The sequence below is a fragment of the Elstera litoralis genome, from assembly GCF_000963705.1.
GTDB classification, from domain to species: Bacteria; Pseudomonadota; Alphaproteobacteria; order Elsterales; family Elsteraceae; genus Elstera; species Elstera litoralis.
Genome location: NZ_LAJY01000206.1, coordinates 1 through 12,992, shown reverse-complemented (window position 1 = coordinate 12,992; position 12,992 = coordinate 1). Strand labels below are relative to the sequence as shown.

The window sequence follows — 12,992 nt, the reverse complement described above, 5'->3', positions numbered from 1 at the left end:
AAACTGGCCGAAGCGTTCGGCGCGCGCGGCTTCCGGGCGCTCGATATGAGTGAACTTGACGATGTGATTAAGGCGACCCTGGACCATCCCGGCCCGGTAATTGCCGATATTTGCGTCGATCAAAAGGAAAACTGCTTCCCGATGATCCCCTCGGGCGCGGCGCATAACGAAATGCTGCTGGGGCCGGAAGATAAGGCCGATCCGGTTACGACCGAAGAAGGGATGGTTCTCGTTTAACGACCCATCCCCACGCTTCTTAAACCGTCGTTTTCCGCTTAGACCGCAGGGTATCATGAAACAACCGCAGCCGATTAATCGTCACACCATCGCCGTGCTGGTGGATAATGAGCCGGGGATTCTGGCGCGCGTCGTCGGGCTTTTTTCGGGCCGGGGCTATAATATCGAAAGCCTCACCGTGGCCGAAGTGGAGCAGGCGGAACAACTCTCGCGCATCACCGTCGTCACTTCGGGCACCGAACAGGTCATCGAGCAGATCAAAGCCCAATTGGGCCGCCTCGTGCCGGTCCATAAGGTCCATGATCTCACCTCCGAAGGCCCCCATGTGGAGCGCGAACTGGCGCTGGTGAAGGTGGCGGGCTCCGGCGAACGCCGCGTCGAATCCTTACGCATCGCCGATATCTTCCGCGCCCGCGCCATCGATTCGACCACCGAAAGCTTCGTGTTCGAAATCACCGGCAGCCAGGAGAAGGTGAATGCCTTCGTAGCGCTGATGATTCCGCTGGGGCTGGTCGAAGTCAGCCGGACCGGCATTGTTGCTATTTCACGGGGCGCGGCGGGCTTCTAGCCCCTCGCTCTCCCTTTTTCTTATCGCCTCTCACGCAAGGAAATGTCCCAGATGCGCGTATACTATGACCGCGACGCCGATGTGAATCTCATCAAATCGAAGAAGGTCGCCATCGTCGGCTATGGTAGCCAAGGCCATGCCCACGCGCTGAACCTGAAGGACAGCGGCGTTAAGGACGTCATCATTGCGCTGCGTCCGGGCTCGGCCACGGCGGCGAAAGCCGAAGCCGCCGGTTTCCGCGTTCTGCCGCCCGATGAAGCCGCCCGCGAAGCCGATGTGGTGATGGTGCTGGCGCCGGACGAACATCACGGCGCGCTCTACACTACTTTCCTGCGCGATAATATGAAGCAGGGCGCGGCCCTTGCCGTCGCCCACGGCTTCTCGGTGCATTTCGGCCTGATAGAGCCGCGCCCGGACCTCGACGTGTTCATGATCGCCCCGAAAGGCCCCGGCCACACGGTGCGCTCCGAATACCTGAAGGGCGGCGGGGTTCCGACCCTGGTGGCCGTCTATCAGAACGCCTCGGGCAATGCGCTCGATGTGGCGCTGTCCTACGGGTCGGCCAATGGCGGCGGGCGCGCCGGCATCATCGAAACCAGCTTCAAGGAAGAATGCGAAACCGATCTGTTCGGTGAGCAAGCCGTGCTCTGCGGCGGCCTGACCGCCCTCATCCAAGCCGGGTTCGAAACCCTGGTGGAAGCCGGGTACGCGCCGGAAATGGCCTACTTCGAGTGCTTGCACGAAGTGAAGCTGATCGTGGATCTGATCTACGAAGGCGGCATGGCCAATATGCGCTACTCGATTTCCAACACGGCGGAATACGGCGACTATACGCGCGGCCCGCGCATTGTGACGTCGGAAACCAAAGCGGAAATGAAGCGCATTCTGGATGACATCCAGTCGGGCCGCTTCGCCCGCGACTGGATGCTGGAAAACGCCGCCGGTGCCCCGAGCTTCAAAGCCCAACGCCGCAACAACGCCGCCCACCCGATCGAAGAAGTCGGCGAAAAGCTCCGCGCGATGATGCCGTGGCTGAAGGCCAATCGTTTGGTCGATAAGGCGAAGAACTAAGACTTTTCGGCCTTAGGGCTGGAGTGCAGAACCCCCGGCGTGCGAGCGCCGGGGGTTTTTGTTATTAGGGCGCTGTGAGCTACGATACGCGGGGCCGCCGCCCCGGCCCCGCTCGGAAACGCGTTTCCGAACCTTCCCTTTTTCCGACCTTGGGAGAAGTGATGCCGACTGTTCTTCGTGTCGATGGTTATCGATTTTTCTTTTATAGTTTGGAAGGCAATGAGCCCGCCCATATTCACATTGAACGGGATGATGGAACGGCCAAATTTTGGCTAACTCCCGTCGATTGTGCCGACACTATCGGTTTCCGGGCGCATGAACTGCGTCGCTTGCGGCTCATGGTAATCGAGCATAGGCTTATGTTTATGGAGGCGTGGAATGAGCATTTTAACGCTTAAACGCGATGCCAATGCTGTGGCCGTAGAATGCGACGATGATTTTCTGCGCGTCACGCTCGCGGACGGGCGCGAGGTGGCCGTTCCGCTCGTCTGGTTTCCGCGTCTGCTGGACGCAACCCCAGAACAGCGCCGTATCTGGCGCTTCATCGGCCAAGGCCAAGGCATCCATTGGCCCGATTTGGACGAGGATATTTCCGTCGTCAGTCTGTTGCGCTAACGCGCGCCGTGGAAGTCCCCCGCCGCGCGTCAGCGCCTTAGCGTCTTTCCTTTACCGCACCACCCCCGATAGCGGTTCGTGGTGCGGCGGGGCGGCTAGGCTTGCCGGGTCGAACGGCACACCGCCGAGATCGCCTGCCATGCCGTGATTCACGTCGCGGTGATGGGCCTCGTCGGCGCGGACCGTCAGCACCACGTCGCGCAGGGTCGACCCTTCCGGCAGGCCCCAGTATTTCAGGGCGATGGCGGGGGCGGGGACGTTCGGGGTGCGGCCTTCGTCGATTTCCTTCAGGTAGTGCGTGTAGCTAATCACGGCCTCTTCCTCGAAATAGCCGACCAGCCGGTGCGCGGTGCGGGAGCTAATGAGGTAGAGCGCGAAAAAGCCTAAGTAGAACACCCATTGAGCCGCCAGAATCATCGTGCGCTCGAACAGCGTCGGCTTGGCGATTTCGACGAATGTCATCAGGTGCATGCGCTCGTTTTCGGCTTCGTCCATTAGGGTGCGAATCCAGCCCCGGTCATTTTCCATGCGGCGCAGGCATTTGAGGTGCTGCAAGGTCGCCCCGACCATGCCGGGCACCGCGGCGACGGTTTCGAGCACGATGGCCCGATGCCCGTAACGTTTGGCGAAGAAGGTATCCGCGCCCCAGCGCAGAATTTTGGTAACGCCAAGGGCAAAGCGGTCGGATACGCCGCGCGCCTTATGGTGGGCGGTAAGGTCAAGCGACTGAGCGGTCATGATACGGCCTTTCTCGACTTATCAGCGTGGAAACGAAGCCCCAGTTGCAGACTGTCGGCAATGCGGGCGGCTTTGTCCTGAAGCTGCGCTGCAACGGGCGGTGGAAAGAGAGACTGCGTTGTCTCGCCCCATAAGGCAAGCCAGCGCGCGAACATGGCAGGGGTCAGCCGGTCGGCGTGGCGCAGGTGGGCGAGCATAGGGCTGCCGTGGTAGCGCCGGGTTCCCAGCATCACCGACGACCAGAAGGCGGCGAGCTTGCCGAGGTGATCGGGCCAATCGGCGATTGCCGCGTCGAAAACGCCCCCGATCAGCGGATCGGCGCGCACGGCGGCATAGAAGCGGTCGACGAGTTCGGCAAGTTGGGCGTCGGTAAGGTCGGGAGTGGGGAGCATGCTGCCCTCGAAAATCAGTCTATGGCCTATCTATATATCCGTTTTTAAAAGCGGCAAATAAAATACATATTTAAAGGGGTGGTCAAACTGTCGCAGGGAGGCGAGGTTAGACGGCCTCATCAGGGCGCAGGGTGAGCACGCGCACGCCGCTCCGAGTAACAGCCACCGTATGTTCGAACTGGGCGGAAAGCTTGCCGTCCGCCGTGACAACGGTCCAGCCGTCGGCGAGGGTTTCCACGCGGGCGCTGCCCTGGTTCAGCATCGGCTCGATAGTGAAAACCATTCCCTCGCGTAAGCTCAGCCCTGTGCCCGGCTTGCCGAAATGTAGCACCTGCGGTTCCTCGTGCATCTGCCGTCCGATGCCGTGGCCGCAATAATCGCGCACGATGGTATAGCCGTTCCGCTTAGCGTGGCGTTGAATGGCGTGGCCGATATCGCCCAACCGCGCGCCGGGGCGAACGGCGCGAATACCCTGCCACAGCGCCTCGTAGGTTACTTGCACCAGCCGTTTTGCGGCGGGGGCGACGCTGCCGATCAGATAGGTCTTGCTGGAATCGGCGATATAGCCGCCCTTCTCCAGCGTGATATCGAAGTTGACGATATCGCCCTCGGCCAGAATATCGGTCTCCGAGGGCATGCCGTGGCAGACTACCGCATTGCGCGAAGCGTTGAGGGCATAGCGGTAGCCGTATTGGCCCTTGCTGGCGGGCCGGGCGTGTAGGGTTTCGACGATATAGGTTTCGACCAGCGTATCGATGGCGAGCGTCGAGAGCCCCGCCATCGGGGTGCGGTCGAGCAGGATGAAAACCGAGGCCAGCAAGCGGCCTGCCTCCGCCATGATTTCCACTTCGTCCGGGCGCTTGACCATCAGGCGCGCACCAGCAGCGCGTCGAAATCCACTTCGGCGGCTCTTAGTTGCAGCGCCACGATCTCGTTGAAGGTGAGGGTGGGGTGGGTTTCCGCCAGCATGCCGATCTTCAGCCAATATTCGGCCTGCGCGTTGATCGAGCGGCACAGGAAGGCGCTGGCCTTACGCACTTCCTCGTGCAGATCGTCGTCGATTTTCACGATGCCCATGAGGTCCTCGCTATATGGTTCGTATATGAATCATATAGAGCAAGAGCGGGTCATCAGGCAACTGCTGTTCTAGCGAACTCAAAGCCCCAAATAGGCTTCCCGCACGCGCGGATCGCGCAGCAGCGTCTGCCCGGTGCCGCTGAGGGTGATCCGCCCGGTTTCCAGCACATAGGCTTGATCGGCGAGCGCCAGGGAGGCCGCGACATTCTGTTCCACGAGGATAATCGTCATTCCCTCGTCCTTCAGGCGGCGGATGATGCGGAAAACCTCGCTCGCCATCGCTGGCGACAGGCCGAGCGAGGGTTCGTCGAACATAATCAAGCGCGGCTGGCCCATCAGGCAGCGGGCGATGGCCAGCATCTGCTGTTCGCCGCCCGAGAGGGTTCCGGCGGCCTGATGCAACCGCTCGCGCAAGCGGGGGAAGAGGTCCAACATGGCGGCATAGGTTTCGTCGGCCCGGCCGCGCGCGCGGGGAATGACGGCCCCATTAGCAGGTTTTCGCGCACCGAGAGGCTGGGGAAGACCTGGCGACCTTCGGCGACTTGGCCCAAGCCCAGATCGCAAATCCGGTGGCTGGGCCGCCCGGTGATCTCCTGCCCATCGTAGAAGATGTGGCCGCTGCGGATCGGCAGCAACCCGGCAATCGCGCGGATCAGCGTGGTTTTGCCCGCGCCATTGGTGCCGATGATCGTGGTAACGTCCCCCGCCTGCACGGCGAGGCTGACGCCATCGAGTGCCAGCGCATCGCCATAGGCGACCGCAAGATTTTCGACCCGCAAGGACCCGGCGTCGCTCATGCGGGCTCTCCCTCGGGAAGATCGTGGCCGAGGTAGGTTTCGATAACGCGCGGGTCTTGCGTCACCTGCTCCGGCGTGCCTTCCGCCAGCTTGCGGCCTTGTTCCAGTACGATCACCTGTTCGGCCAGCGCCATCACGGCGCGCATGACGTGTTCGATCAATAGAATGGTAATGCCGGTGCGTCGGTTGAGGTCGGTCAGGGTGGCGACCATCGCGTCGGTCTCGGTTGGGCGCAGCCCCGCCATGACCTCGTCGAGCAGCAGAATTTGTGGCTGCGTGGCGAGGGCTTTGGCCACTTCTAGGCGCTTGCGGTCGGGCAGGGTGAGCGAGCCCGCGAGGCGATGGGCTTGCGCGTCGAGGCCCAGCAGGGCCAGCACCGCCGCTGCCTTGTCGCGGGCGGCGGGAACGCGGCTCTCCCGGTGCAGCGCGCCGACGAGCACATTTTTCCAGTACCGACAGCCCGGCGAAAGGTTTGACGATCTGGAAGGTGCGCCCGATTCCCGCCGCGCACATCTGGTCCGGGCGCAACCCGGTCACGTCGCGCTCGGCCAGATGCACCCGGCCCGCATCGGGCGGAAACACCCCGGCAATCAGATTGAAGCAGGTGGTTTTCCCCGCGCCATTGGGGCCGATCAGCGCCACGATCTTGCCGCCCGGCACAGTGAAGCTCACGTCTTCCAGCGCGCGCAGGCCGCGAAAATGTTTGGTGAGGCCGGTGACGGTGAGGGAGAGGCTCATTCCGCGTCTCCCCGCTCGCCAGGGGGAATCACGAGCCCGGCTTTTACCGCGATCCACGGCCAAATCCCAGCCGGGCGGAAGCAGATAATGAGCACCAGCATTAGCCCGTAAATCACCTGCTTAGTGCCGGGCAGAGTGATGCCGAGGGCTTCGAGCAGCAGGCTCGCGCCCTCGCCGATGGGGGTGAGGATCATCGCGCCCAGGATTGGCCCGAAGACAGTACCGATGCCGCCGACGATCGGCCCGAGCAGAATTTCGATGGAGCGGCCCATCGCAAACACCTGATCGGGGAAGAGGTTGTTGTAATAGAAAGCGTAGAACACGCCGCCGACGGCGGTCATGCCTGCCGACAGGCCCACCGCGAGCAGCTTCACCCGCAGCAGTGGAATGCCCAAGGCCGCCGCCGCGTCCGGATTCTCGCGTAACGCTAACCAGAAATAGCCAAGGCGCGTGCGGGTCACGATCCGGCAGAGCGCCAGCGCCAGCAGCGCCAGCACCAGCATCACGTAATAATAAAGCTGCGGCGAGCCGCGCAGCATCAGCAGATCATCGCCGCGCCCGCCGACCACCGGGAGGAACAGGCCGCCGGAGCCGCCCAAGGAGGTGATATGATCGAAGGCGACGCGGGTGAATTCGGCGCAGGCAATCGTCAGCAGGGCGAAATGCACGCCGCGCACACCGAAGCGGAAGCCGAGCCAGCCAATCGCCATGCCGACAAGCGCACAGACGGGCACCACCACCAGCATTCCCACCCACGGGCCTAATCCTAAATGCAGATAGAGCGCCGCCGCGCCGTAACCGCCGAGGCCGACATAGAGGGCGTGGCCGAGCGAAAGTTGCCCGGCAAACCCCATCATCACGTTCCAGGCTTGCCCGACATAGGCGAACCAGAAAATCAGCGTGAGAATAGAAATCAGGTAGCTATCGGCCACTTCGGGGGCCAGCAGCAGGGCCGCGAGCCCGGCGGTGAACAGCATTTTACCGCGTGGCGTCACGCCGTCGAAAAGATCAGTGGCTCGCATCAGGCGCGCTTTCCAAGGAGGCCCTGCGGGCGCACGAGCAGCACCAGAATTAGCAGCGCATAAGAGACCATCTGCTTGCGCGACGGATCGATGAGAATGCCCGCGAGGGCTTCGGACACCCCGATCAACACGCCGCCGAGCAAGGCCCCGCCCATGCTGCCCAGCCCGCCAACGATGACGATAATGAAGCTCAGCAGCGTATATTCAGGGGCCAACTGCGGGCGCACGTCGATGACGAGGCTCATCAGGCACCCGGCGATCCCGACGACGCCCGCGCCGATGCCGAAGGTAATCGCATACAGCCCCTTCACGTCGAGCCCGACCACTGCCGCGCCCAACTGATTATCGGCGCAGGCGCGAATCGCAATGCCGGTGCGGCTGAAGCGGAAAAAACTATAGAGCGCCGCCGCGACCGCCAGCGCGCCAGTCGCGGCATAAACACGGGTTTTATCCAGCGTGATCTCGCCGATAAAAAACGCATCGAAACCATAGGCCACGTTGGTGCTGCGCGCGTCCGGCCCGAAGACCATCATGAGGCTATTGACCAGAATCATGGCAACGCCGAGCAGCAGAATGAACTGCTGGTGATCGGGCCGGTCGATGAAACGGTTCAGCAACCCGCGCTGCAAAACATAGCCCGCCGCGAACAGCAGGGCTGCCACGGGAAGCGCGCTCAACAGCGGATCGATCCCCCAGGCGGTCGCCAGCAGAACTGCGGCGAACATGCCGAGCACCATCATTTCGCCGTGGGCAAAATTGACGAGCCGAACGACCCCGAAAATCACCGAGAGGCCCATAGCGGCAAGGCCATAGACCAGCCCGGTCAGGATGCCGGAACTCAGCGTTCCGGCATAAAGTGAAAAAGACACGGGGGTTTCTTATCCTCGGTTCTGCCAGCCGGGCATGGGGAAGACCGGCGCTTTTTCCGCCGACACATTGGGAAGCACCACCGTGGGGCGCTGGTCAAGATTCTGCACGACAGCGCTGGAGAATTTAATGTTCTGGCCTTTGGCGTCGAAAGTGATCGCCGGGCCGATCATCATATGCGTCTCAAGCTTGGTCGTGCGCAGCGCCTCCAGCAGGGCCGGAGCGGCGGTGGTGCCCGCGCGCTTATGGGCGTCGGCGGCGACCAGCAGCGCATCGAGCGTACAGCCGATGTTAAAAGCGTGGCCCTCGAACTTATCTTTCGGGAAGAGCTTGACGAACTCGGCCTGCACTTGGCGGCTCAGCTCGTAGCGCGGATTGTACCAGGCAGAATCGTCGTGGCGTAATCGGAATATTTGCCGAGCACCTTATAGAATTGCTCGTCGTAGAGGCCGGGCGAGCCGGGGCTCATCAGGCCCATCGGCTCGAAGCGCTGCTTGACCATTTCGCGCACGATCAGGATTGCGTCGGCGGCGCGGGTGGTGACGATCAGGAGTTCCGCGCCGCTGGCTTTCGCCTTGGCAACCTCGACCGACAGGTCTTGCGCTTTCGGATCGTAGGCGATGGACTCCAGCATCGTGAACGGCATCCCCGCATCGGGGAACAGCTTGTCGAATGCGCCCTTATTGGCCATGCCGAAAGTATCGTTGGCGTGCAGGAACAGCGCTTTCGACGGGGTTTTGCCGGTGGTGGCGAAAATATCCTTCATCAACGGAAAGGCGTTTTTCACGAGATCGAGCGAGGTCGGGAAATTGCGGAAGAAGGTCTTATAGCCCTGCTCGGTCAACTGCGGCGCCGCTGCGATATTGGCGATCAGCGGAATGCCGCGCTGTTCGCACACTTGGGCGGCAGCGCCGGTCTGGCCGCTGTCGAACGCGCCGATCAACACATGGGCGCCGTCGTTAATCAGCTTTTCGGCGCGGGCGCGGGCGGTATCGGTGTTCGATTCGGTATCGCCGGGGATGATTTCCACCGAATACCCGAGGGCTTTCAGCACGGTTGCGCTAATCGCTTCGGCCCGCGCGCAGGATTGCCCTGCCTGCGCCAGAATGCCAGAGCGGGGCAGCAGCACGCCGACCTTCAGCGGCCCGCCCGTGCTTTGCGCGATGGCGGGCGCACCGATGACGCTGGCCGCGCCAACAAGGCCAGCGGTGCCCACCAAAACCTGACGCCGGGTAAGCCCGTTCATCCCTTGCTGTGCTGACGACATGCGTTCCCCCCATTTTTTGAACTCAAAAGCCGAACGATCCTGGCGGATTGGTCTCGGCTTGCCAAGAGGGTGCAGCATCCTGCGACCGTCTGGGCGGAAATAGGGCGATGCTCTTGGGGGCTTATCCGCCCGAAGCGCGCGATTGGTTAGAAGGCCTGCGCAGTTGACATATTTTAGTATGAAAGATAATAAGTTGTGCAGACGGCAACAAGTGCGCGCAAAGTTAACGCATCCCGCCGCCATCCTTCTCAGGAGGTCCCTATGTCCGAAACTGTTTCGATTGATGTTAACGGAACCGTCGCGCTGCGCGGGGGAACCAATGTAACCGCTCAACTCTCGTTCGACGACGCCTCTGGCAGCCAAGTCAGCTTCAGCGGCACCCTGTCAGGCGGCTCGGACCCCGATTTCAGCAGCAGCATGTTCGAGGGCAATTTTTTCGTCCCGGCGGCGCAGCTTGGGGCGGCGAAATTCGCGCTGACGTTCAAAAACGTGCCGGGGGAAGATTCGCAGGTCACGGTGACCTTCACCAACCCGACGACTGGGCAAGCCTTGGGCACCGTAACCCAGGGCGTTTCCTTTAATAATTTTAGCAATGCTTCCGGCTCGGGCAGCTTCACCCTAGCCAGTTGAGCGGGGCAAGAACGCGGAAGCGGCGGGGCCGCCGCCTCCGCGTTTCCTTATTCCGCTGCGGCCGCCACCGGCGTTCCGGGGGCAGGATTGTGATAGTCGGCGAGCAGTTTGGCGGTGAGGGCTTCCGCTTGGGCGACGTGCCGTTCCTTCACATGGCCGAAACCGCGAATCTGCTCCGGCACGCTCAGCAGCGCTATCGCGGTATCCAGCTTCGCCGGGGTCAGCGAGCGCAGAATATCTTCCACGCGGGCGAGATACTCGTCGCGCAGGCGGCGTTCCATTTTACGCTCGTCGGTGCGGGCGAAGGGGTCGAGCGCGGTGCCGCGCAGGCCCTTGAGCTTGGCGAGGACGCGGAAGGCTTTCAGCATCCACGGGCCATAGGCCTTCTTTTGCAGATGCCCAGTCGTCGCGTCTTTCTCGGCGACCATCGGCGGGGCGAGGTTGAATTCGAGGCGATAATCGCCTTCGAACTGGGCCGCGACCTGCTTTAAGAACGTGCCATCGGTATAAAGCCGCGCCACTTCATATTCGTCCTTAATCGCCATCAGTTTGAAGGCGTAGCGGGCGACGGCGCGGGCCAGCTTATCGGAATAGGGCACCAGATGCTGTTCCACGCTTTCGGCGCGGGCGACCAGCGACTTATACCGATCGGCATAGGCGGCGTCTTGATACTGGGTGAGGAACTCGACCCGGCGGGCGACCATCTCAGCCAAGCTCTCCGAGAGTTTTTGCGAGCCTGAGACTTGCATTGCCGGTTTGGCGGCAGCTTCCACGGCAGCGAGATCGATAGCGGCCCGGCGGCCCCAGAGCAGCGCCTTCTTATTGAAGCCGATGGCGACGCCGTTCAACTCGATGGCGCGTTCCAGGGCGGCGAGACTGACCGGCAACCAGCCCTTTTGCGCGGCATAGCCGAGCATGAAGGCGTTGGTGGCAATCGAATCGCCCATAAGGGCGGTGGCGATGCGCGTCGCATCGAGCACCTGTAGATTCTCGCCCGTGCCCGCCGCTTCCTCGACGGCCTGCATCAAGGAGCCGGTAGGGAAGCGCAAATCGGGCTTGCGGGTGAAGTCCGACGTCATGCTTTCATGGCTGTTCAGCACCACGCGGGTTTCCCCAGCGCGGACTTTGGCGAGACTGTCGAAGGTGCCGGTGGTAAGCGAATCGGCCCCGATCACCAGATCGGCCTCGCCCGCCGGAATGCGCACGGCGTGAATATCGTTCGGCTTTTCAGCAACGCGAATATGCGAATAAACCGCGCCGCCCTTTTGCGCGAGGCCGGTCATATCGAGCACGGCCACGCCCTTACCATCCAAATGCGCCGCCATGCCGAGCAGCGCGCCGATGGTGACAACCCCGGTCCCGCCGACGCCCGTCACCAAGATCGAATACACGGGGGCGAGCGGGGCGACGGTGGGGGCGGGGAGTTCCGCCCAAGCTTCTTCCTTCGCCGCCTTGGGTTTGCGCAACTGGCCGCCCTTCACTGTGACGAAGCTGGGGCAGAAGCCTTTGACGCAGGAGAAATCCTTATTGCAGGTCGACTGATCGATAGTGCGCTTTCGGCCAAACTCGGTTTCGAGCGGCAGGATCGAGACGCAGTTGGATTGCTCGCCGCAGTCGCCGCAGCCTTCGCACACCAGATCATTGATGATCGTGCGTTTGGCGGGGTCCGCCATCGTGCCGCGCTTGCGGCGGCGACGCTTTTCGGTAGCGCAGGTTTGATCGTAGACGATGGCAGTGACGCCTTCGATCTCGCGAATGTCGCGCTGAACCTGATCCAGCTCGTCGCGATGATGCACGGGCACCCCCGGCGCGAAACCGGCGTCGGACGGGTATTTATCGGGCTCGTCGGTGACGACGACGACTTTGCGCACGCCTTCCGCCGTGAGTTGCTGCGTCAGTTGCGGCACGGTCAGCGGCACATCGTGGGGCTGACCGCCGGTCATGGCGACGGCGTCGTTGAACAGGATCTTATAGGTGATGTTCACCTTGGCGGCGACAGCGGCGCGAATGGCGAGCGCGCCCGAATGCTGATAGGTGCCGTCGCCCAGATTGGCGAAAATATGCGGCGTTTTGGTGAAGGGCGCTTGCCCAACCCAGGGCACGCCTTCGCCGCCCATTTGGGTGAAGGTATCGGTCTTCCGGTCCATCCAGGTGACCATATAATGACAGCCGATCCCGCCAACCGCGCGGCTGCCGTCCGGCACTTTGGTCGAGGTATTATGCGGGCAGCCCGAGCAGAAGGTGGGCACGCGCGCAATTTCGGTTTTAAGGCCCCCAAGCTGCTTTTCCTTGGTCTCCAGAAAGGCGAGGCGCTGGGTAATCCGGTCGCTCTGGTAGAAACGGCCAATGCGTTTAGCGATGACGCGGGCGATGCGGGCGGGGGTGAGTTCGTCCGGCGAGGGGAGAATCCAATTCTTCTCCTCATCGAACTTGCCGATCACGCGCGGGCGCACGTCTTCCCGCCAATTATAAAGCTGTTCCTTCAATTGGTTTTCGATGACGGCGCGCTTTTCTTCGACGACGAGGATTTCCTCCAAGCCTTCGGCGAAATGCCGCGCGCCTTCGCGCTCCAGCGGCCAGCTCATGCCAACCTTATAGACACGTAGCCCGATTTCGGCGGCCTGGGCCTCGTCGATGCCGAGGTCTTCGAGCGCCTGGCGCACGTCGAGGTAAGATTTGCCCGTCGTGACGATGCCAAAGCGGGGCTTGGGGCTATCGATCATAATTTGATCGAGCTTATTGGCGCGCGCAAAGGCCAGCGCCGCATAGAGCTTATATTTATGCAGCCGCATTTCCTGCGCCATCGGCTTATCCGGCCAGCGGATATGGACGCCATCGGGCGGCAACTCGAAATCGGTGGGGATAATCGGCAGGGCGCGCAGCGGATCGACATAGACCGAGGCGGAGCTATCGACCGATTCGGCAATCGTCTTCATACCGATCCACAGGCCGGAATAGCGGCTCATCGCCCAG

General features: G+C 62.1%; 17 protein-coding genes and 2 pseudogenes. 6 read left to right on the top strand and 13 right to left on the bottom strand.

Features of this window, described 5'->3' with window-relative positions:
* The 5 genes and pseudogenes from VZ95_RS09080 to VZ95_RS09065 all read left to right on the top strand — a co-directional run.
* Positions 1-237: pseudogene (locus tag VZ95_RS09080) on the top strand (acetolactate synthase 3 large subunit); the annotation flags it as partial.
* A 55-nt stretch (positions 238-292) separates the two neighbouring features.
* The gene (gene ilvN, locus VZ95_RS09075) at positions 293-805 is read left to right on the top strand and encodes an acetolactate synthase small subunit (protein WP_045775566.1); all 513 of its coding nucleotides are present in this window, start codon (positions 293-295) and stop codon (positions 803-805) included.
* A 51-nt stretch (positions 806-856) separates the two neighbouring features.
* Complete coding sequence (ilvC, locus tag VZ95_RS09070) at positions 857-1,876, top strand: ketol-acid reductoisomerase (RefSeq protein WP_045775565.1); 1,020 nt, start codon at positions 857-859, stop codon at positions 1,874-1,876.
* Between the two features lie 161 nt (positions 1,877-2,037).
* Positions 2,038-2,274: a DUF4160 domain-containing protein gene (locus tag VZ95_RS22920; RefSeq protein ID WP_084627681.1), complete on the top strand. Its 237-nt coding sequence runs from the start codon at positions 2,038-2,040 to the stop codon at positions 2,272-2,274.
* The gene (locus VZ95_RS09065) at positions 2,255-2,491 is read left to right on the top strand and encodes a DUF2442 domain-containing protein (RefSeq protein ID WP_045775564.1); all 237 of its coding nucleotides are present in this window, start codon (positions 2,255-2,257) and stop codon (positions 2,489-2,491) included. Before VZ95_RS22920 ends, VZ95_RS09065 begins: the two co-directional genes overlap by 20 nt.
* Before the next feature lie 51 nt (positions 2,492-2,542).
* On the opposite strand, the gene VZ95_RS09060 is transcribed toward VZ95_RS09065, so the two are convergent.
* From VZ95_RS09060 to VZ95_RS09020, 12 genes and pseudogenes are all read right to left on the bottom strand, one after another.
* Positions 2,543-3,229, bottom strand: coding sequence for an alternative oxidase (locus tag VZ95_RS09060; RefSeq protein WP_045775563.1), 687 nt, complete (start codon positions 3,227-3,229; stop codon positions 2,543-2,545).
* Positions 3,226-3,621 carry a group III truncated hemoglobin gene (locus VZ95_RS09055; protein ID WP_045775562.1) on the bottom strand — a complete coding sequence of 132 codons (396 nt, stop codon included), beginning with the start codon at positions 3,619-3,621 and terminating at the stop codon, positions 3,226-3,228. Before VZ95_RS09055 ends, VZ95_RS09060 begins: the two co-directional genes overlap by 4 nt.
* 106 nt (positions 3,622-3,727) lie before the next feature.
* Complete coding sequence (gene map, locus VZ95_RS09050) at positions 3,728-4,489, bottom strand: type I methionyl aminopeptidase (protein WP_045775561.1); 762 nt, start codon at positions 4,487-4,489, stop codon at positions 3,728-3,730.
* Positions 4,489-4,698, bottom strand: coding sequence for a ParD-like family protein (locus tag VZ95_RS09045; protein WP_045775560.1), 210 nt, complete (start codon positions 4,696-4,698; stop codon positions 4,489-4,491). Before VZ95_RS09045 ends, map begins: the two co-directional genes overlap by 1 nt.
* Positions 4,699-4,776: 78 nt before the next feature.
* Positions 4,777-5,133 (bottom strand): ABC transporter ATP-binding protein, encoded by a 357-nt coding sequence (locus tag VZ95_RS28750; protein WP_332308049.1) that lies wholly within the window; start codon positions 5,131-5,133, stop codon positions 4,777-4,779.
* Entirely contained in the window at positions 5,034-5,495 is a 462-nt protein-coding gene (locus tag VZ95_RS28745) for an ATP-binding cassette domain-containing protein (RefSeq protein WP_332308050.1), read from the bottom strand. The genes VZ95_RS28750 and VZ95_RS28745 overlap by 100 nt, the downstream gene beginning before the upstream one ends.
* Positions 5,492-5,629, bottom strand: coding sequence for an ABC transporter ATP-binding protein C-terminal domain-containing protein (locus VZ95_RS26895; RefSeq protein ID WP_232302568.1), 138 nt, complete (start codon positions 5,627-5,629; stop codon positions 5,492-5,494). The genes VZ95_RS28745 and VZ95_RS26895 overlap by 4 nt, the downstream gene beginning before the upstream one ends.
* A 168-nt stretch (positions 5,630-5,797) precedes the next feature.
* Positions 5,798-6,233 (bottom strand): annotated as a pseudogene (locus VZ95_RS29240) (ATP-binding cassette domain-containing protein); the annotation flags it as partial.
* A complete protein-coding gene (locus VZ95_RS09030) occupies positions 6,230-7,255 on the bottom strand; it encodes a branched-chain amino acid ABC transporter permease (RefSeq protein ID WP_084627680.1) in 1,026 nt (341 codons plus the stop codon). The gene VZ95_RS09030 and the pseudogene VZ95_RS29240, both read right to left, overlap by 4 nt.
* A complete protein-coding gene (locus VZ95_RS09025) occupies positions 7,255-8,124 on the bottom strand; it encodes a branched-chain amino acid ABC transporter permease (protein ID WP_045775559.1) in 870 nt (289 codons plus the stop codon). The genes VZ95_RS09030 and VZ95_RS09025 overlap by 1 nt, the downstream gene beginning before the upstream one ends.
* A 9-nt stretch (positions 8,125-8,133) precedes the next feature.
* The gene (locus VZ95_RS26885) at positions 8,134-8,472 is read right to left on the bottom strand and encodes a type 1 periplasmic-binding domain-containing protein (protein WP_232302567.1); all 339 of its coding nucleotides are present in this window, start codon (positions 8,470-8,472) and stop codon (positions 8,134-8,136) included.
* Positions 8,473-8,480: 8 nt separating this feature from the next.
* Entirely contained in the window at positions 8,481-9,389 is a 909-nt protein-coding gene (locus tag VZ95_RS09020; protein ID WP_232302566.1) for an ABC transporter substrate-binding protein, read from the bottom strand.
* 261 nt (positions 9,390-9,650) lie between these two features.
* Between VZ95_RS09020 and VZ95_RS09015 the strand changes: the two genes are divergently transcribed.
* Positions 9,651-10,019, top strand: coding sequence for a hypothetical protein (locus VZ95_RS09015; protein ID WP_045775558.1), 369 nt, complete (start codon positions 9,651-9,653; stop codon positions 10,017-10,019).
* A 47-nt stretch (positions 10,020-10,066) separates the two neighbouring features.
* Here VZ95_RS09015 and VZ95_RS09010 read toward each other — a convergent pair.
* Positions 10,067-12,992: indolepyruvate ferredoxin oxidoreductase family protein (locus tag VZ95_RS09010; protein WP_045775557.1), on the bottom strand; the 2,926-nt coding region annotated here is incomplete at its 5' end.

Coding starts and splice junctions, on each gene's coding strand:
- VZ95_RS09030 (WP_084627680.1), bottom strand. CDS start 7,255: ATGCGAGCCACTGATCTTTTCGACGGCGTGACGCCACGCGGTAAAATG.
- VZ95_RS09020 (WP_232302566.1), bottom strand. CDS start 9,389: ATGTCGTCAGCACAGCAAGGGATGAACGGGCTTACCCGGCGTCAGGTT.
- VZ95_RS09045 (WP_045775560.1), bottom strand. CDS start 4,698: ATGGGCATCGTGAAAATCGACGACGATCTGCACGAGGAAGTGCGTAAG.
- VZ95_RS09015 (WP_045775558.1), top strand. CDS start 9,651: ATGTCCGAAACTGTTTCGATTGATGTTAACGGAACCGTCGCGCTGCGC.
- map (WP_045775561.1), bottom strand. CDS start 4,489: ATGGTCAAGCGCCCGGACGAAGTGGAAATCATGGCGGAGGCAGGCCGC.
- VZ95_RS22920 (WP_084627681.1), top strand. CDS start 2,038: ATGCCGACTGTTCTTCGTGTCGATGGTTATCGATTTTTCTTTTATAGT.
- ilvC (WP_045775565.1), top strand. CDS start 857: ATGCGCGTATACTATGACCGCGACGCCGATGTGAATCTCATCAAATCG.
- VZ95_RS28745 (WP_332308050.1), bottom strand. CDS start 5,495: ATGAGCGACGCCGGGTCCTTGCGGGTCGAAAATCTTGCGGTCGCCTAT.
- ilvN (WP_045775566.1), top strand. CDS start 293: ATGAAACAACCGCAGCCGATTAATCGTCACACCATCGCCGTGCTGGTG.
- VZ95_RS28750 (WP_332308049.1), bottom strand. CDS start 5,133: ATGTTGGACCTCTTCCCCCGCTTGCGCGAGCGGTTGCATCAGGCCGCC.
- VZ95_RS09065 (WP_045775564.1), top strand. CDS start 2,255: ATGAGCATTTTAACGCTTAAACGCGATGCCAATGCTGTGGCCGTAGAA.
- VZ95_RS26895 (WP_232302568.1), bottom strand. CDS start 5,629: ATGGCGCTGGCCGAACAGGTGATCGTACTGGAACAAGGCCGCAAGCTG.
- VZ95_RS09055 (WP_045775562.1), bottom strand. CDS start 3,621: ATGCTCCCCACTCCCGACCTTACCGACGCCCAACTTGCCGAACTCGTC.
- VZ95_RS09060 (WP_045775563.1), bottom strand. CDS start 3,229: ATGACCGCTCAGTCGCTTGACCTTACCGCCCACCATAAGGCGCGCGGC.